Source organism: Delftia sp. SD018 (assembly GCF_017355445.1).
GTDB classification, from domain to species: Bacteria; Pseudomonadota; Gammaproteobacteria; order Burkholderiales; family Burkholderiaceae_C; genus Comamonas; species Comamonas acidovorans.
Window position 1 is genome coordinate 78,464 of the sequence record NZ_JADDRN010000007.1, and the last position, 18,726, is coordinate 97,189.

Genomic DNA, 18,726 nt, shown 5'->3' on the forward strand with positions numbered 1-18,726 from the left:
GGATCTTCCCGGCTCATGACAGTCCCCAGGGTTGCAGCAGCCGGCCCACCTGGGCCGCCAAGGCGCGGCTGTGCGCCAGGGCCTCGTCCGATGGCAGGTGCACGGAGGCCAGTGTGGTTGCGCCGGGTGGCGTGGCCGCGCCCGACAGACCCGCCAGCCGCCCGGCCAGCTGCCGCAGTTCGGCACGGGTCAGCTGGGCAAAGGCCAGCCGCAAGGCAGGCAGGCCGGCCAGGAAGGCGTCTTCCGGCCAGTGCGCAATGCCGTCACTGAGCAGGCGCAGCAGCGGCGGATGGCTGAGCAGCCAGCCCTTGGCCACGCGCACAAAGCCCTGCAGGTATTCGCCCATGGCGGCGCCATCGACCTTCGCCAGGCCCAGCATGGCGCGCAGGGCGGCATCGGTCTGCGCGATCTGCCAGCGGCCGGCCATGCTCAGAATGCCGGCGGTGGCACCGCGCACGCGCGCGGGCGTGCTGTCGGCGCCTGCCTCATGCAGGGCGGCACAGGCATCGTGGAACAGGCCGGCGTCGGCCCAGGGCGCGTGACGGCAGACCATGCCGTGCAGATCGGCCAGGGCATCCAGGGACTGTGCCTGCTGGGATGCATCGCCCTCGCCCAGCCAGGGCAGGCGCAGGCAGGCCTGCGCAAAGCAACGCCGCAGCAGCGGCAGCAGGCGCGCCAGGCCCACGCCGCCCAGCGCATGGCGGGCCTCGTAGGCCAGGGCCAGGCAGCACGTGGCGCGGGCCAGGGCCAGCGCGTCGTGGCTGCGCTCCATCCAGGCCTGCACGGTGTCCAGCACCTGCTGGGCGATGCCGTCCAGCCCCATGACCAGCACCTCCAGCACGCGCTGCGCGGGCTCCGTGTGGGCCGTCTGCGCCAGGCGCTCGCGCACGAGGTGCACCGCGGCTTCCTCCAGGCTGGAGCCGTGGCACATGGCCTCGGTCAGGGCCACCGTGGTCTCGACCTGCCAGCCCAGCGTCCAGACCTCGCGCACACGCGCCAGGCCCGTGCCCGCCACGAAGTCCGGCCCGGCCAAGCGCTGCGCATAGGGCACGCCCAGGTAGCACAGGCGGTGCAGCCCCTGCGACAGCCGGCGGTGGCGCGCGCTGCGGTAGATGTCCAGCTCCTTGCGCACGGGTGCGGCGGGCCGCACGGGCAGGCGGTGGCGCAGGCAGAAGGCCTGCACATCGACCAGCAGCGGGGCGGCCGGCGCGTTGGGTGGCAGCTGGCCGTAGTCGTCGGCGTCCAGCAGCCATTGACCAATCTGCTGCCCGGTCTGCTGCACCATGGGCTGCGGTCGCAGGGCCTGGGCATGCTCCTTGAACACGGCGCTGTCCAGCGCTTCCAGCAGCTCGGCCCGGCCGCCGCGGCAGGCGCGCAAGGCGGCCAGGCCATGGGCCAGGCGCACGGCCTCGGCCGCGTCAGGCAGGCTGGGGGGCATGCCCCGGGCGCGCAGGCTGTTCACGGTGCGTGCCGCCATCTCGGGCCAGGCCTGGGCATCGGGTTGCGAAGCGCCCTGCTCCAGCGCCTGCCAAACGCCCTGGTAGTAGCCAGGCATGGGCATGCCGGCCGCGTAGCCGCTGGCGCGCTCCAGCCGCTGCAGCGTGTAGGCAATGAGGTGCACGCCCACATCGATGGCGGGCCTGGCGTCCGCAGGCCGGGCGGGGGCCGAGAGGCCGGCAACAATGCCAGGCACATGGAAGCCGCCGCAGACCACCAGGCAGCGCCCGCCTTCGGCCAGGGCCGCGCTGACCTGGGCGGCCATGTGGGCCTCACGGGCCACGTCCTCGGCATCCATGCCGCTGCCGCCCGCGCCTTGCTCGCGCTCGCGCAGCAGCTGGCTGAAGGCCAGCACGCCGGCAAAGTACGCCTGGGGCGAGGCGTCCTCGTTGCCGGATTCGTAATGCCGGTCCCACCATTCGTCGAAGTCGCGGCAGCCGCTGGCCTGGATGAGGCCGGCCAGCACATCGGGCGCGCGCCGCGCGGGCTCGTCGGCCAGCAGGGGTTCGGGCGCACAGGCGAAGTAGTCCAGCTGCGCGGCCTGCGCCAGCCTGTCGGCATAGGGCAGGTCGATGAAGCGCACGGCGCTGCGCAGCCGCGCCGCCTCGCGCAGGGCCACCCATTCGGGCGAGAAGGCGGCAAAGGGCACGTAGCAACGGCAGCGCCAGTCTTGCTCGGCCGCGCCGGGCCCGGCCATGGCCGCATGCAGGTAGGCGGCCAGCGGGGGACGCGCCTGGGCGTGCTGCAGCGCGGGCAGCAGGGCATCGAGCTCGCCCGGGCCTTCGATCAGCACGTGGGTGGGCTTGAACTCGCGCATCAACGCGCGCAGGTGGTGGGCGCAGCGCGGGCTGTGGTGGCGCACGGGCACCAGGCGCAGCTGCGGCAGCGGCGCCAGCCACGCGGCAGGGTCAGTGCTCACGGCCGCCTGCGACAAAGTCCTGCCACTGCGGCTGCCCTGCGCGCTGGCGTGCCACCACGCGCAGGTATTCGGCGAAACGGCGCCGGTCCTCGTCGTCGTCCTTGATCACCGTGCCCAGCAGGTGGCGCGCCAGGTGGGCGGGTCCCACCTGCTCCTGCCCGAAGTACCAGCACTGGCAGGCGGCGTTGAAGGCCACGTCGATGGCCTCGGCCGTGGACAGCACGGTGCCCGGCCGCTCCACGGCCGTCCCCTCCACGCTGCCGCTGCGCAGCTCCTGGAAGGCCGTGGCCAGCAGGGCCAGCACATCGGGCGCGACGGTGGTGCCGATGCGCTGCTGCGCCAGTGCGCGGTCCACCTCCTGCCCTATCAGCGCGGCCTGCGCGGCCACGCCTTCGAGCGGGCGCATGGTCTCGAAGTTGAAGCGGCGCTTGAGCGCGGCCGACATCTCGTTGACGCCGCGATCGCGCAGGTTGGCCGTGGCAATCACATTGAAGCCCGGCCGTGCCAGCAGCCAGGGCTGCTCGTGCTTGAGTTCGGGAATCTGCAGCAGCCGCTCGGAGAGCACGGGCACCATGCAGTCCTGCACTTCGGTGGAGCAGCGCGTGATTTCCTCGAAACGCAGCAGCCGCCCTTCCCCCATGGCGCGGTGCAGCGGGCCGGGCACCAGGGCTTCGGGGCCGGGGCCGTCGCGCAGCAGCAGGGCGTAGTTCCAGCCGTAGCGGATCTGCTCTTCCACCACGCCGGCACCGCCCTGCACGGTGAGCTTGCTGTCGCCGCTGATGGCGGCGGCCAGCAGCTCGGACAGCAAGGACTTGGCCGTGCCCGGCTCGCCCACCAGCATCAGGCCGCGCTGGCCGGCCAGGGTGACGATGGCGCGCTCGACCAGGGCATCGTTGCCGTGGATCTTGCGCGCGATGGCCGGCCCGCCGCCATCCGGGGCCGGGCCGCCCAGGATGAAGCGCCGCACGGAGCGCGGGCTCAGGCGCCAGCCGTCGGGGCGCGGGCCCTGGTCGGCGGCCTGCAGGGCCGCGAGTTCCTGGGCGTGGGCCATCTCGGCCGGCAGCCGCTGGGCGGCAGGCTCCGGGGTGGCCGCTGCAATGCGTTTGGTGGCCATCAGTCGCTCTCTTTGGTGCTGGCCGATTTGGCGGCGATGGCCGCGAACTGCGCCATCAGCGTGGCCTGCAGCGCGCGCGGCCACTGCTGCGGCTGCAGCCGGGGCCAGCGGCCATCTTCGCCGCGATGGCTGCTGTCATAGACCACGGCATGGTTGATGTCCACGCGGTTGTCCAGGTCCATGAACGGCAGGTAGCGCCCGTGGTGGAGTTCGATGTACAGCTGCGGGCCTGCCAGGTCCAGCTTGTGCTCGTAGATGCCGGGGCCGTCCCCCACGGGGCCGGGGCGGTAGTTCCACTTGGCCAGCAGGCCGGACAGCGCGCCCTGGCGTATCTGCAGCGGGCCGGCGGGGTGCAGTGCATGGTTCTTCCACTGTCCGGCTTCGGGCAGTTGTGCGCCTGCGTTCAGCTGGTCGATCAGCGGCTGCAGCTCGTAGTCGGCCAGGCAGGTGCGCCAGGCCTCAACCTCGCCCGCTGCGGCATCGACCGGATGCCAGAGCAGCACCTGCGCATCGTCGGGCAGCTCCACGGCATCGTCTTTGGCGTCGAGCAGGGAAAAGTCCTCGGCAATGCGAAAGCTCGCGCCCTGCTCCAACCGCCAGATCAGGCTGCGGCCCACGATGCGCAGCAGGGGATGCAGCAGGAACAATCTGCGCCAGCGCGGGACGGACCAGCGCTGTCCCGTCATGAAGGCGGTACCCAGGCGCGGCACCTGCTGCCTGGCGATGGCCTTGACGCCAGCGGCAACGGTCTTGAATTCGGCCTGGGCCGCATTCCACTGCAGGCGCAGCGATTCGTCCTTGAGCGCAGGCAGGGTCTTGGAGGCCTTGCCCTTGTCGCCCACCACGCGCAGGCTCAGGTCGCCCTGCAGCTGCAGGCGGTAGCGCTGCGAGCCCACCTCCAGCACCAGGCCTTCGCCGCCCAGGCCGAAATCGGGCGTCAGCTCGTCATACAGCTCGATCAGGCTCAGGCCGCGCCGCTGGGCGGCCGCCTTGAGCGCGTCATGCGTGGCTTCAATCACCAGGTCCTTGAGCTTGCGCGAGGTGGACAGGGTCTGGACCTGGGACAGCGCATACAGCGTGTCCAACGCACCGAGCTGCTCCACGGCGATGATGGCGCGCAGCTTCTTGCTCCAGCCCCAGGCTTTCACGGCGGCCACCAGGGTCTGCACCAGGCGGTCGTCGACATGGCCGTTGGCCAGTCGCAGCGCCCAGCGCGCCTTGGGCTCGCCCTCCAGGGCCACCCAGGCATTGACCAGGTGCAGGGACAGCTGGGCGCGGCTTTCGGCCGGCACATGGGCCAGCAACTGCTCCACCAGCGGCGGCAGCTCTTCCTCGGCCGTGGACACCAGGTGCAGCACGGTGCGGGCCGCATGCCCGGACAGCGGCGCGAACAGCGCCAGGGTCTCTGGCTGGTCATAGGCCTTGATGCTGCTGGAAAAGCGCTTGAAGCGCGCCACGCGGGCCTCCAGCGCATCGAGCGGGACCCGGCCCCCCTCCCCCTGCGCCACGGTCAGAGCGCCCGGCACTGGGACACCCAGGGCCAGCAGCCGGCCCTCGACCATGCTTTCGGAGCCCAGGTCCAGGCCCGTGCGCAGCAGCGCCTGCAGCAGCGGCGCGACCCCGGGATCGGGATGGGCCAGCAGGATGTCGCGGCAGGCCAGCTGCATCGCCTTCTCGCGCCGCTGCAGCCAGGCGTTGGACTCGAAGACAGCGCCTACGGCCTGCGCATCCAGCCCTTGCATGAAGCGCGCCACCGCTTCGCGCAGCGCCCGTGAGCTGCTGGCCGCCAGCAGTTCGCCCAGCAGGGGCAGCCGGGCATGCAGCATGGCCGGGTCCAGCTGCGCCAGCAGCGGGGCCAGGCGCACGGTGGGAATCTCGCGCAGATAGTCGGGCTGCTCGGCCAGCATCTGGTTGAGCAGGCCGATGAAGGGCTCAATGCGCGATACCTGCAATATGCAGCGCAGCAGATGGGGCAAAAGCTCCGGGTAGCGTGCCTTCCAGATCTGCTGGGCGACCACCGCATCGAAGTGGTACTTGGGCTGCCATCCTTCGATCCAGGCGACGAAGGGCGCGGCATCCTCCCGCACCAGGCGGTCGAATATGGGGATGAAGTAATCAGCCGGCTCGCGGTCCGCCCTGCCCAGCAGCAGGTTGACCAGTTCCAGCCGCCGCTGGGCGTCGGCGCCCAGGTCCCAGCGCAGCGCGATCAGGCCCGGGTCTTCGTTGATGGGCTTGTCGTCGAACCAGTCGGGATGGCGGCGGTAGAAGTCGTACCAGGGCGCGCAGCGCTGCGGGTGCGGAACGTCGCGGTGCCGCGTCATGTAGACATCGCGGATGTCGGCATAGAGCGCGCCGCCGCGCTCGGCCAGCTCCATCAGGTCCTGGTCTTCCAGGCTGCCCAGCAGCAGCTTCCAGTCGACTCTGTCATACCTGGCGCCAGACTGGACGTTCAGCTCTGCGGCCCAGTCCAGCAGCTGCATCACCCGTTCGCGGCTGATGCCCGGGTACCAGAGCCAGCCGAACATGTCCAGGATGCGGATTTCACGGTAGTCGTTGTCGCCGTCCGGCGCAGGTGGACGGGCCAGGCTGGCGCGCGCCATCTGCTCGAACTCGGCCGCAAGCTCGGGGCTGTGGCGTGGAATGTCGCCGTCCAGGCTGCCGTCAATCCTGCGCCCGAAGGGGATGGTCTGCCGCGCGAAGGCCAGCCACAGTTCATGGTCATGGGTCCAGGGCAGATCGAAGTTGCCCAGGGCGCGGATGGGGTTGGAATAGTCGTCGAAGGCCTTGCGCGTGAAGGCGCCCACTTCGTCATGCCGGCCCGCGCGCATGCGGCTGGCCAGCACCTGGACCAGTTCGGCGGGCGGCAGCGAGGCGCTCAGTTCCTCCAGCGTGGCCTGGTCGGTGTGTTCTAGGGTCGAAGAGGTCATGGATTCAGGGGTTCTGGAGGGAGTCAAACCTGGGCTGCAGCTGCTGCGGCTGCAGCGCCCGCAGCGCGCGAAGCCAGGGCCTGGAGCATGGCGCACAGCGACGCCTGCAGCGGCAGCGGCCATTCGGCCGGGGGCAGCAGGCGGTCGGCGGCCATGTCGCGCAGGGCAAAGCCTTCGATGTCAATCTCATGGCCGGGCTCGTAGTACGGCATGGCCGCGCTGTGCAGCAGTTCCACGCGCCAGCGCTGCACGGCAAAGTCCCGCAGGTGCAGGTAGATGCCGGGGCCATCGCACACGGGGCCGGCATGAAAGCGCCATGAGCCTGCCAGGCCGTCCAGCGCCTGCTGCGTGAGCCGTATCGGTGCCAGGGGCTGCAGCAGTTCCTGCTGCCACTGGCTGGCCAGCGGCAGGTCGGCGGGCGCATCGACCTGCTCGATCAGGGCCTTGAGGCCGTAGTCGGCCAGGCATTCGCGCCACTGCGCACGCTCCTGTTCGGTGGCCTGCGCGGGGTGCCACAGGGCGATGCGGCCCTCGGCCGGCAGTTGCACCGCATCGCTCTCGGCATTGACCAGGGACAGGTCTTCGGCAATGCGCAGGCTGAACGGCTGGCCGGCCGCGGGCTCCACCCGCCAGACCAGGCCCTGCGCCACCACGCGCAGCAGCGGGTGCTCCAGGAAGAGGCGGCGCCAGGTGTCCAGCGGCCAGTGCCGGCCCAGCATCAGGCAGGACTGCAGGCGCGGCGCCTGCTGCTGCAGCACGGCCTTGATGCCCTTGGACAGCGTCTTGAGCCGCGCGTCGGCCGCATCCCACTCCGTGCGCAGGCCCTCGTCGGCCAGGGCCGGCAGGCTGCGCACCAGCTTGCCGGCCGGCGTGCGCAGGCGCAGCGACAGGTCGCCCTGCAGCAGCACGTCATAGGTCTGCGCGCCCACCTGCAATTGCACGCCCCGGCCCAAGTCGAAGTCCGGGGTCAGCTCGTCGCTGAGGTCGGCCAGCGCCATGCCGCGCCGCGCGGCGGCCTCGGCCAGCACGGCCTGCGCGGCAGCCAGCACGCTGGGCTTGAGCGTCTTGCCGGTGGCCAGGGCCTGCACGCAGGACAGGGCATAGACCGTGTCAAGCCGGCCGAGCTGCTGCAGCGCGACCACGGCGCGCTCCTTGCGCGTCTTGTGCCAGGCCAGGGCGGCCGAGGACAGCACATCGACGATGCGGTCGTCCGCCGCGCCGGGCAGCAGCTTGAGCACCCAGCGCGATTCGGGCGCGCCATCGGCAGCCACCCAGTGCTGGACCAGGGCCAAGGCCAGCCGCGCACGGTTCTCGGCGCTGGCCTGGGCCAGCAGTTGGTTGGCCAGCCCCGGCAGCTCCTGCGGGCTGGTGGCCGCCAGGTGCAGCAGCGCACGCGCGGCCTGGGCGGACAGGGGCGCGAGCAGGTCCAGCAGCGCCGGCTGGTCCAGCGCGGCAATGGCGGGCGACAGGCGCTGCAGGCTGGCGGCCTGGGCTTCAAGCTCTGCCAGGGAGCCGGCACCATCGCTGCCTGCCGGCGCGGCCTCGCCGGCAGGTGGCCTGGCTGCGTCCGCAACCGGGGCTGCGGCACCCAGATCCTTCAGTCGCGCCTGCACCGGGCCTTGCTCGGCCACGTCCAGCAATCCACCGGACAGCAGTGCCGACAGCAGGCTGCCAGACGCCGGATCAGGATGGGCCACCAGCACATCGCGGTAGGCCAGCACCAGGTTCTTGTTGGGCTTGGCCAGCCAGCCGGCGGCCTGGGGCGCATCCACGGGCAGGGCAGACAGGGCCTGGGCCAGCGCCGCACGCAAGCCCTTGGAGGCACTGCTGGAGGCGGCCTTGCCCAGTTGCGGCAGCAGCCGCTGCAGCGTGTCCACGCGCAGCGCGGGCAGCAGGTGCGTGAGCGGGCCGGCGGCCAGCCGGGCCAGGTCGCCAGGGCGATCGGCCAGCAGGGTCTCGGCCACCGGGGCGTAGCCGGCGCGGTCGGATTCGTGCTTGCAGCCGTCTGCGCAGGCCGGCAATAGCAGCGGCAGCAGGGCCGGCCACCGGGCGTCCCACAGCCGCTGCGCCACGGCGGGATTGATCGCCAGGTGGCCCAGTTGCTTGAACCAGGCGACCAGGGGGGCGGCATCGGTCTGCAGCATGCGCTCCACCAGGACACGGTCATGCGGCCAATCTTCTTCGGAGGCAAAGCACAGGGCCTTGAACAGGTCCTGGGCCAGCAGGTCGCGGCGCGCGGCATCGGCCGTCTCCCAGCGCGATGCAATCAGCACGGGCTCGGGCAGGCGCAGCTGGTCAAGCACGGCGGGGAATTGCGCAAAAAAATCTCGCCACAGCGCCCAGCGCTGCGCTGCAGGCCGCGTGCGCTGCAGCGGCAGCTGGCGTTGGACGATGTCGCGGCTGAGCTGGCCGCCGCCGTCCTCGATGGCCATGGCCAGCAGTTCGGGCTCGGACAGCTGGTGCAGCAGGTGCTGCCAGTGGCAGTAGTACTGCGCGCCGGGCGCAATGCCGGCCTTTGCGCTCAGTTCCCGCGCCCAGCGCAGCAGGCCGATGATCTCGGCACTGGACATGCCTTCATGGCCCAGCACGCCAAACACCTGCCTGAGCACGAGGTCGTAGCCATCGCGCAATCTCCAGGGCTGGTGGGTGCGGCTGCCCCAGTCATCCAGCCAGGCGCGGGCCAGTGCCGTCAGCTCTGCGGTCAGCTCGGCACTGCGCCGGGGCACGCCCGAGTTGCCCCCATAGAACTGTCCCAGCGGAAGGCTGATGCGCGCCAGCGCCAGCCACAGCGCGTGGTCGCGCTGCCAGGGCGCATGCTCGCCGGGCAGCTGGTGCAGCCGTTCCTGGCACAGGCTGCTGCTGTCGCGCAGGAAGTCCGCCACCTCGGCATCGCGCCCCTGGGCCAGGCGCTTTGCCAGTTCGGCGGCAAAGGCCGGCATGCCCTCGCGCCCGGCCGGCGCGGCCGTGTGCAGTTCGTACAAAGCCTGCAGGGGAAGCACTGCTGTCTCGTTGTTGCTCATGGTCTGTGGGGTCTTGGGTGATGGGCGGTCGGACGGCCAACGTTTCAAGGGAGCAAAGGTTCACAAAGGCTCAGGCAGCCGCCTTGGCCGCCAGGGCCAGCCACTGGCCTTGCAGCGTGGCCAGCAGCGGCTTGGGCAGCCGGGCCGGGTCGGCGCTGGCCCCGTATTCCTTGCTCAGGTCGTGCACGCGCAGGCCTTCGACGGCCACGGGCAGGCCCAGGTCCAGATAGGGCGGGAAATAGCCGTGCGACAGCTCCAGGTTCAGCTCCAGCGCGGGCAGGCGCCACACATGCTCGTTGATGCTGGGGCCGTCGCCCACGGGTCCCGGCCGGTAGCCGAACTTCTTGAGCAGGCCGCCAAGCTGCTCCTGCGCCAGCGTGATCGGCGCGGGCGGCAGCAGCATGCCGTTCTTGAACTGGCCTGGCGCGGGCTGCTCGGCGCAGGCGCCCAACTGGTCAACCAGGGGCTCCAGCTCATAGTCGGCCATGTAGGCCTGCCAGGCTTCGCGCTCGCCGGGCTGGGCCGTGGCCGGGTGCCAGAGGCTGATGCTGCAGCCAGCAGGCAGGGTCACGGTTTCATCCTCCACATCGACCAGCGAGAAATCCTCGGCCAGGCGGAAGCTGGTGCGCGCCAGGCCCGGCGCATCCTCTGCGCGCCAGATCAGGCTGCGCCCCACGATGCGCAGCAGCGGGTGGGCCACGAACAGCCGCTGCCAGCGATCCAGCGGCCAGCGCTTGCCGCTGACCAGGGCCGCCAGCATGCGCGGCGCCTGCTGCTTGACCACGGTCTTGAGGCTGGTGGTCAGGGTCTTGAGCTGCGCGGTGGCGGCCTCCCATTCGGGCTTGAGCGCCTCGTCCTTGACCGCAGGAATGGTCTTGCTGGCCTTGTTCTTGTCGTTGATGACGCGCAGGCTCAGATCGCCCTGCAGCTCCACGCGGTAGCTCTGCGGCCCGACCGTGACCGTCAGGCCCTGGCCCAGGCCGAAGTCCGGCGTCAGCTCGTCGAAGAGTTCGGGCACGCTCATCTTGCGGCGCGCGGCGGCGGCACGCAGGGCGATGCGCGCCGTGCGCTGCACCTGGTCCTTGAGCGAGCGCGACTCGGAGATCTCCTGCACGCGCAGCAGAGCGTAGAGGCTGTCCACCTCGCCCAGATGTTCGACAGCGGCGGCCGCGCGCTGCAGGCGCGGGCGGTTCCAGGCCTGGACGGCGGACACCAGCGCATCGACCACGCGGTCATCGGCATGGCCGGGCAGCAGCCTGAGCGCCCAGCGCTGCTTGGGCTCGCCCTCGGAAGCAATCCATTGCTGCACCAGGGCCAGCGCCAGGCGGGCACGGTTGTCGGCCGGAATGCGCGCCAGCAGCTCGCCGGCCAGCGGCGGCAGGCCGCCTTCGGCAATGGCAGACACATGCAGCAGCACGCGGGCCGCGTGTTCGGACAGCGGCGCGCACAGCGCCAGCAGCTCGGGCGTATCAAAGGGCTTGATGGCCGCGCTCAGGCGCTTGATGGAGGCGAGCTGGGCTTCCAGATCCACGCCGCCAGCGGCAGACGCTGGCGATGCGGCATCTGCCTGGCTTTCATCCGATGTCGAGGCGCCCTGCCCTGTCAGGCCCAACTGCTGCAGCCGCTGCTGCACGCTGCTGGCCGAGGCCGCATCCAGCTTGCCGCCGGCCAGCAACTGCGCCAGCAAGGGACCGACAGCGGGGTCGGGGTGGGCCAGCAGCACGTCGCGGCAGGTCAGCAGCAGGTTCTTGGGCGGTTTGTTCAGCCAGCCGGCATCCACCAAGCTGGCCAGCGGAATATGGGCGGCCAGACCGGCCATGGCGGCGCGCAGGCCCTTTGCGCTGCTGCCGGTGATGATGGCGGTCAGCGCAGGCAGCGCGGCCTTCAGGCTGGCGGTGTCGAGCACGGGCAGCACATTGACCAGATCCTTGACAGGCACCTCGGCCAGATCGGCCGGGCGGCGGGTCACCAGTTCGCGGATCACGCTGCGGTAGCGGCGCAGCTCGTCCTCGCGGTCGCAGCGCTGGGCCATGGCGGGCAGCAGCAGGGGCAGCAAGGCGGCATCGTCCTGCTTCATGGCATGCATGGCCAGCGCCAGGCTGATCTGGTAGCGGCCATTCTCGCGCAGCTGCTTGGCAAAGGGCGCGGAATCCTCGGCCACGAGGCGGTCCAGCAATTGCAATGCGCTCGTACGCTCGGCGCGCTGGGAGTAGGTCAATTGGCTGAGCAGCAGCGCGGCCAGTTCCTCTCGCCGGGGCGCGCCGGCACTGGCCCAGCGCTGCCCGATCAGGTCGGGATCATCTATGTAGGATTTGTCGAAGAGCTGGGGATGCTCGGCAAAGAAAGGCAGCCAGTCCTTCCAGCCCTGGCCCTTGGGCTGCCTGGGCTGGCGCTCGTTGCGGTAGTGGTCCAGCACATCGTCGAACAGCTTGCCGCCCACGGCGGCGTAGCGCTGCAGGTCGGCATCGTTCAGCTGGGCGACCAGGGGCTTCCAGGCCGCGTGGTACTCATGGCTGCGGCGGAACCCGGCCTCCTCGCGCAGCGCCAGCGCCCAGTCCAGCGTGGACGTCACCTCGTCATAGGGCATGCCGGGATAGCTGAGCCAGGGCAGCAGGCTGCCGAGCACCAGGCCTATGCCCTTGTACACAGGCAGGTCGGCGCTGCGGGCGTGGGCCAGCCATTGCTCGGCCAGCACGCGCACTTCGGCAGCCACATGGGCATTGGTCAGCACCTCGCTGCGGCCCGATAGCACATGGCCGCGCGGCACGGTGAGCCGCGCAAAGGCCAGCCAACGATCGCCGTCACGCGACCAGGGTGCGTCGCTGCCGCTCAGATGCCCCAGGATGTTGAGACAACGCTCCTCGCAGCCGCGCAGGAAGGTGCGTGCCTCGTCGGCCCGCCCGTCATGCAGGCGGGCGTCGAGTTCGGCGGCAAAGGCCTCGTCGCTGAGGCTTTCATGCAGCCGGTCATAGAGATCGCTCAGGGAAGCCGCGTGAAGATCGGTAGTGCTCATAAAGATGAGGAGATGAACAATGTGGGCAGCCGCAAACCAGGGCCTGCCGGGATGGAGACGGGGGTGAAGCCTGCACCGGACGGAAGCAGAAGTTCTTGATCCATCCGGACAGTCCCTCGGAAAACTCACAGATTCATGCCCTGCGTATGTCGTCAGCTTTGGAAAAATCTGTAGCGCCATCCGCAACGGCCACGCCATTGTTCCCCGGCACGCACGCGGTGCGGGCGCCGATCTTGTCAGGTCGCGGGCACCGCCACTTGACAGGCTGTCAAGCAGGCGACTGCCACCGCTGCGGGCCATGGACTGTACTGGGGACTTTTCGCCCAGGCGTACTGCCCGGCCCCGCCATGCCGCCGATACCATGGACCGCGACATGACCCCAGAGACACCCCATGCCCCTGTCCCAGACGCACAAGCTCTTTGACGACGACGCCTACCTGGACCGCTGCGAAGCCACCGTGACGGCCGTCAGCCCCGAAGGCATCGAGCTCGATGCCACGGTCTGCTATGCCCGCAGCGGCGGCCAGGCCGGCGACACCGGCACGCTGACCCTGGCCGACGGACGCAGCCTGGCGCTGATCGACACCGTCTATGCCGATGACCGGCAGCGCATCCTGCATGTGCTGCAGACCGATGCCCCGCCCCAGGTGGGTGAACGTGTCAAGGTGGTGATCGACTGGGACAGGCGCCACCGGCTGATGCGCCTGCACACCTGCCTGCACCTGCTGGGCGTGCTGGTGCCTGTGCCCGTGACGGGCTGCAGCATCTCGCCGGACTCGGCACGCCTGGATTTCGACCTGCCTGAATCCACGCTGGACAAGGCCGATCTGACGGAGCGCCTGAACGCCCTGATCACCGCCAGCCATGCGGTGAACGTGGACCGCATCACGCCCGAGCAACTGGCTGCACAGCCCGACCTGGTGCGCACCGCAGGCGCCGCGCCCCCGGGCGGCACCTCCACGATCCGCATCATCGACATCCCTGGCCTGGACCGCCAGCCCTGCGGCGGCACGCATGTGCGCAGCACGGCCGAGATCGGCACGGTGGCCGTCACCAAGATCGAGAAGAAAAGCCGCACCAACCGGCGCGTGGTGGTGCAGTTCGCCTGACACCCCCCAGACCTGTTGATGCCAGGCCTCAGGACATCCAGGACCTGGGCGCCACAGGCCCGCTCGCCTCAGGGGGCCCATCGCCTCCCTGGGCCAGCCCCTCGCCCTGGCTGCCGGACTTTCGCACCAGTTGCAGGATCTGGTCGAGCTGGTCATGCTCGACGGCGATCGAGTGCAATCTGAACAGCACATACGGAATGAGGACGCTGGCGCAGGCCATGGCCGCCAGCGCCGCCTGTTGATGGGAGCTGTCGACGAAGAACGCCGTCAGCAGAAAGATGGCGCCAATGACTGAACCTATGAAAACAAGCAATCTCATACATTCCCTCTATTTACTGCAATCGTACCCAAATGTGACTGACGTGAGTAGAGGCATGCGAGCTGTGGGGTTGCCCGTCGCCAAAAGACCACGGTCGGCAAAACCGTTTTCCTGCGGCAGCCCGAATGCATGCCCTGCATGCGCAACGCCATACCGCATGCTCCAAGCGCAAGTCTTCGAACTCTTTTGACTTGATTCAAATCAACCTGCCGCCCCCGATCCTGTCTATGCTTGAGGCAGCCATACAAAGCATCCATGGCGACAGACCGCCTGCCGGTCCATGGCCCTCGGATGCCAGCCACCTCACCCGCTTTTCAAGGAGAAAACAATGGCAAAGCAATGGAAGCCCGTCCTCTTGGCCCTCGCAATGACTGCCGTCGCCGCGCCTGTGCTGGCCGCCGACTGCGCCGTCGAGATCGAAGGCAACGACGCCATGCAATTCAACAAGCCCACCATCAGCGTGCCCGCCAGCTGCAAGCAGTTCACGGTCAAGCTCAAGCACGTGGGCAAGCTGCCCAAGACGGCCATGGGCCACAACTGGGTGCTGAGCAAGACGGCCGACCTGCAGCCCGTGGCCAATGACGGCATCGCCGCTGGTGCGGCCAAGGACTTCGTGAAGGAAAAGGATGCCCGCGTGATCGCCCATACCAAGGTGATCGGCGGCGGCGAGAGCGATTCCGTCACCTTCTCCACCGCCGCCCTGAAGGCCGGCGAGGCCTACAGCTACTTTTGCTCCTTCCCCGGCCACTCCGCGCTGATGAAGGGCACGCTGACGCTGGCCAAGTAAGCCGGCGATCTGCCTTGTGCGCGGGGCTCTCGTCCCGCGTTCAAACCGGCGGCACTTCGGTGCCGCTTTTCATTTGTGGAGATCGGAGCAAGCAGCCTGCCCGCCGCGCTTCATACCTCTTCAGTGCCGGCCTGCGGCCCCCCTGCCATGCGGGCGGCCCTGCATTTCCACGCAACCCTTTTGCATCAGGCGCAACAGCAGCTGGGTCCAGCTGGCGTCGGCCCATTTGGCGCTTTCCAGCACCAGGGAGCGCGCGGCCTGCAGGCCGTCGCCGGGCTGCAGCTCCACGCGGAAACTGCCGCGTTCGCGCTGGGCCGTGACGGCCACCACGCTGCCCAGCAGGGCGATGTCATGCGAAGGCCTGGGGCCCTGCGGGCCGTCCAGATCCACGCGCAGCACGCAGCCGGGGCGCAGTTCGTAGGTCCAGCGATGGTCGGCATGGCCGGCCGCGCCCATGGCGTTCATTTCGGCAAGCCGCTGCTCCTGGGTCATGTCGTAGGGGCTGATGATGGGCGCCTGCTGCTGCGGGTAGCCCTGCACGCCGTCCAGGCAGGCGGCCATGAAGACCACGGCCGCCGCGCATGCCAGCAGTTTCCATGCGCCGCGCGGGCCCCGGCGTTCAGCGCGCGGCATGGGCCGCACCGCCGTCTTCACCACCCGGCACCTGCAGCGACACGTCCACGCGCATGGCCAGCACCTTGTCGATGGCCTTGCCGTCCATGTCCACCACCTCGAAGCGCCAGCCTTCCCATTGCACGGTGTCGGTGACACGCGGCAGCCGGCCCGTGAGCAGCATGACCATGCCGGCCAGCGTGTGGTAGCGGCCGCGCTCTTCCTCGGGCACGGTGGCCAGCTCCAGCCGGTCCTTGAGTTCGGGTACGGGGATGTGGCCGTCCAGCAGCCAGCTGCCGTCCTCGCGCTGCAGCGCCCAGGAGTTGCGCGGATCGCGCGGCTGGAACTCGCCCGTGATGGCTTCCACCAGGTCCTGCAGGGTGACGATGCCCTGGACCTCGCCGTACTCGTCGATCACGAAGGCCATGTGCACGTCGGACAGGCGAAAGCTTTCCAGCAGTTCCATGCCGGTGATGGTCTCGGGCACATAGAGCGCGGTCTGCATGGGCTGGTCGGTCAGGCCCTGCTCCTTGCCCTGCAGCGCGCGCGACAGCCACTGGCGCGCGTTGAGCACGCCGATGATGGAGTCCATGCCGCCGCGCACCACGGGAAAGCGCGCGTGGTCGGACTGCTCGATCACGCGCAGGTTGTCCTCGAACGGCGCATCGGCATCCAGGCAGACCACGTCGCTGCGCGGCACCATGAGCGAGCCGATCTGGCGGTCATCGAGGCGGAACACGTTGCGCACCATGGTGTGCTCGTGCGATTCGATGACGCCGGCCGTCGTGCCTTCGGCCAGCATGGCGTGGATCTCTTCCTCGGTGACGACGCTGCCGCTGTTTTCCTTGACGCCCAGCAGGCGCAGCAGCGCATGGGTGGACACGGACAGCAGCACCACGAAGGGCTTGGTCAGATGGGCCAGCCAGTTGACTGGGCGTGCGATCAGGCGCGCAAAGGTCTCTGGGTAGGTCTGGCCGATGCGCTTGGGCACCAGCTCGCCGACGACGATGGAGAAATAGGTGATCAGCACCACCACCAGCGCCGTGGCCGTGTAGCCGCCATAGGGCGCGTGCACGCCCAGGCGCTGCAGCCACTCGGCCAGCGGGGCGGCCAGCGCGGCCTCGCCGACGATGCCGTTGAGCACGCCGATGGAGGTGATGCCGATCTGGATGGTGGACAGAAAGCGCGTGGGGTCGGCCCCCAGCTGCGCGGCGGCGGCGGCGCCGGCATCGCCCTCGTCAATGAGTTTTTGCAGGCGCGCCTTGCGCGCCGTCACCAGCGCGATCTCGGACATGGCGAAGACGCCATTGAGCAGGATCAGCGCAAAAAGTATGGCAATTTCCATGATGCGTGTTGTGGGAACCGGGAGCCGCAGCTGCGGCAGAAAGGGCCCATGCGGCGATGGGTCCGGGAAGAAGGAAAGCCAGGGGCCAGCCCGGCCGCCGGGCATTCAGGACAGGGTCCCGAAGCGGCAGAGGCACCGCAGGCGCAGGGCACTGCAGGTCAGAAAAACGGCAATGGGGGATCAGGCTGCCCGGGGAGGCCGATCGGGCGGGGCCAGGCTGCGCCAAGGGCCTTCGCGCAGGCTGGCGGTGATGTGGCGCCCGGCCTGCAGGCGGGGTGCCGGCATGCCGTCCACGGCGTGCACGACATCGGGGAGGTCCTGCTGATCGTCCATCAGCGCGTGGTCGAAGTCATCGAGCAGGGAGACCGTGTCCACCCGCGGCGCCGCCGCGCACTCCGGGCCGGCGCAGGCCGCGCGCAAGTGGACACCGGGGGGCTCGCATGGCTCGTCCGGCAGGGCGCGCCATGGCGCAAGCCCCAGCGTGGACAAAGCCACGCTGACGACGAAGTGCAGGGAGAAAACCGCGATGAACCATCTGGACATGGTCTTCGGATTCTATCCATGCCCGTGACCCGCAGACAGGCAGGCCGCCTGTCCACCGCTGTTCGCCGCTTCCTACAAGCGGCGCGCCGGCGCCGTGGAAACATGCGCCACGGCCCACTCTCCGCCCTCTGCCATGAAAGCCATCCATACCCTTTTCACCGTGTTGCACGCCCTCATCGCGCTGCTGTTTTCGCTGGCCGCCGTGGCCCTGCTCTGGATCGCGGGCCTGAAGGGCTGGAACGCCATGGCGCATGGCGTGGATGGCGAATCGGGCCTGCGCATCGTCGAGGCGCTGGGCATCCTGGCCTCCGGCGTGGTTGCACTGCAGATCGCCCAGACCATCACCGAAGAGGAAGTCATCCGCGAGGCCCACATCAGCGGCCCCACGCGCGTGCGCCGCTTTCTCTCGCGCTTTCTGGTGGTGCTGGTCGTCGCGCTGGCCGTGGAGGCCCTGGTCGCCGCCTTCAAGACGCAGGAAGAACCCGCCCACCTGCTCTACCCCGCCGCCCTGGTCAGCGCCGTGGGTATCCTGCTGCTGGGCTGGGGCGCCTTCATCCACCTCAACCGCTCCGCCGAGGAACTGGAGCCCGAGGCCATGGAAGAAGCCAAGGGCGAGGACCACAAGGTCAACAAGTCGTGAGGGCCAGGCCCGCGCACGCAAGGGTTGACAGGCCGCATCGCCGGCCTCAGGATGCGCGGATGGTTTTTGCCACGCACCGCCTCACGACCACCACCACGACCGCCAACGGCGGACCGTGGACGGATACCTGAGCGCCGCAAGGCAGCCACCATCCCCCAAGGCCCCGCCCACGATGGACGGGGCCTTTGCGTTTCTCCGTGCATCCAGGGCATCACCGGAGAGACTTCATGCAGATTCCCCCTTCCGCCCCATCCGCCCCTTCCGTCGCGTCCGCCGCTTCCTCCCCATCCTCGACGGCCGCACCGGACGGCCCACGGCGTGCCCTGCTCGTCATCGACATGCAGCAAGGTCTTTTCAACGGCAGCGATGCGCCGTTCGACAAGGACCGCGTGCTGGCGAACACCCGACAACTGATCGCCCGCGCCCGTGAAGCCGGCGCGCCCATCTTCGCTGCGCGCCACACCGGCCCTGCAGGCTCGCCGATCGCCCCCGGCAGCCCGCTCACGCAACTGCTGCCGCAGCTGGGCATCGATGCGCAGCGGGACCGCGTCTTCGACAAGACACGGCCCAGCTGCTTCGAGGGCACCGGCCTGGCCACCTGGCTTGCCGAAGCCGGCATTGCCGAACTGGTCATCGCCGGCATGAAGACCGAGTTCTGCGTGGACACCACCTGCCGTGCCGCAGCCGGCCTGGGCTTTCGCCCGGTGCTGGTGGCGGATGCGCATACCACCACCGATTCGCCGCTGCTGCAGGCCGAGCTCATCATCGGCCACCACAACCGCACGCTGGGCGGCGCCTTTGCGCAACTGGTGCAGACTGCAGACTGCCGGTTCTGAACGGACTTCGCGCATGATGGCCCTGGAAGCGTCGCGGGTCGTGCC

At 69.6% G+C, this 18,726-nt stretch carries 13 protein-coding genes; 4 read left to right on the forward strand and 9 right to left on the reverse strand.

Annotated elements, in window-relative coordinates; translation table 11 throughout:
- Positions 1-13 precede the first annotated feature (13 nt).
- From INR38_RS09540 to INR38_RS09560, 5 genes are all read right to left on the reverse strand, one after another.
- The gene (locus tag INR38_RS09540) at positions 14-2,416 is read right to left on the reverse strand and encodes a DUF5682 family protein (protein WP_207442814.1); all 2,403 of its coding nucleotides are present in this window, start codon (positions 2,414-2,416) and stop codon (positions 14-16) included.
- Complete coding sequence (locus INR38_RS09545) at positions 2,406-3,530, reverse strand: AAA family ATPase (protein WP_207442815.1); 1,125 nt, start codon at positions 3,528-3,530, stop codon at positions 2,406-2,408. Before INR38_RS09545 ends, INR38_RS09540 begins: the two co-directional genes overlap by 11 nt.
- Positions 3,530-6,457: a DUF4132 domain-containing protein gene (locus INR38_RS09550; RefSeq protein WP_207442816.1), complete on the reverse strand. Its 2,928-nt coding sequence runs from the start codon at positions 6,455-6,457 to the stop codon at positions 3,530-3,532. The genes INR38_RS09545 and INR38_RS09550 overlap by 1 nt, the downstream gene beginning before the upstream one ends.
- Positions 6,458-6,480: 23 nt before the next feature.
- A complete protein-coding gene (locus tag INR38_RS09555) occupies positions 6,481-9,477 on the reverse strand; it encodes a DUF4132 domain-containing protein (RefSeq protein WP_207442817.1) in 2,997 nt (998 codons plus the stop codon).
- A gap of 70 nt (positions 9,478-9,547) precedes the next feature.
- The gene (locus tag INR38_RS09560; RefSeq protein WP_207442818.1) at positions 9,548-12,490 is read right to left on the reverse strand and encodes a DUF4132 domain-containing protein; all 2,943 of its coding nucleotides are present in this window, start codon (positions 12,488-12,490) and stop codon (positions 9,548-9,550) included.
- A gap of 392 nt (positions 12,491-12,882) precedes the next feature.
- On the opposite strand from INR38_RS09560, the gene INR38_RS09565 reads away from it, so the two are divergent.
- Positions 12,883-13,599 carry an alanyl-tRNA editing protein gene (locus tag INR38_RS09565; protein WP_207442819.1) on the forward strand — a complete coding sequence of 239 codons (717 nt, stop codon included), beginning with the start codon at positions 12,883-12,885 and terminating at the stop codon, positions 13,597-13,599.
- A gap of 28 nt (positions 13,600-13,627) precedes the next feature.
- On the opposite strand, the gene INR38_RS09570 is transcribed toward INR38_RS09565, so the two are convergent.
- Positions 13,628-13,918, reverse strand: coding sequence for a hypothetical protein (locus INR38_RS09570; RefSeq protein ID WP_207442820.1), 291 nt, complete (start codon positions 13,916-13,918; stop codon positions 13,628-13,630).
- 328 nt (positions 13,919-14,246) lie between these two features.
- On the opposite strand from INR38_RS09570, the gene azu reads away from it, so the two are divergent.
- Positions 14,247-14,705 carry an azurin gene (azu, locus tag INR38_RS09575; protein ID WP_012206029.1) on the forward strand — a complete coding sequence of 153 codons (459 nt, stop codon included), beginning with the start codon at positions 14,247-14,249 and terminating at the stop codon, positions 14,703-14,705.
- A 120-nt stretch (positions 14,706-14,825) separates the two neighbouring features.
- On the opposite strand, the gene INR38_RS09580 is transcribed toward azu, so the two are convergent.
- The 3 genes from INR38_RS09580 to INR38_RS09590 all read right to left on the reverse strand — a co-directional run bounded on the left by INR38_RS09580 (position 14,826) and on the right by INR38_RS09590 (position 17,205).
- Positions 14,826-15,338: a hypothetical protein gene (locus INR38_RS09580; RefSeq protein WP_097205134.1), complete on the reverse strand. Its 513-nt coding sequence runs from the start codon at positions 15,336-15,338 to the stop codon at positions 14,826-14,828.
- Positions 15,325-16,662, reverse strand: coding sequence for a hemolysin family protein (locus tag INR38_RS09585; protein WP_207442821.1), 1,338 nt, complete (start codon positions 16,660-16,662; stop codon positions 15,325-15,327). Before INR38_RS09585 ends, INR38_RS09580 begins: the two co-directional genes overlap by 14 nt.
- Positions 16,663-16,842: 180 nt before the next feature.
- Positions 16,843-17,205 carry a hypothetical protein gene (locus INR38_RS09590; RefSeq protein ID WP_197943614.1) on the reverse strand — a complete coding sequence of 121 codons (363 nt, stop codon included), beginning with the start codon at positions 17,203-17,205 and terminating at the stop codon, positions 16,843-16,845.
- A gap of 133 nt (positions 17,206-17,338) precedes the next feature.
- Between INR38_RS09590 and INR38_RS09595 the strand changes: the two genes are divergently transcribed.
- Together INR38_RS09595 and INR38_RS09600 are read left to right on the forward strand one after the other, a co-directional pair.
- A complete protein-coding gene (locus tag INR38_RS09595) occupies positions 17,339-17,845 on the forward strand; it encodes a hypothetical protein (RefSeq protein WP_043821388.1) in 507 nt (168 codons plus the stop codon).
- Between the two features lie 227 nt (positions 17,846-18,072).
- Entirely contained in the window at positions 18,073-18,681 is a 609-nt protein-coding gene (locus tag INR38_RS09600; protein WP_207442822.1) for a cysteine hydrolase family protein, read from the forward strand.
- The last annotated feature ends 45 nt before the right edge of the window (positions 18,682-18,726 follow it).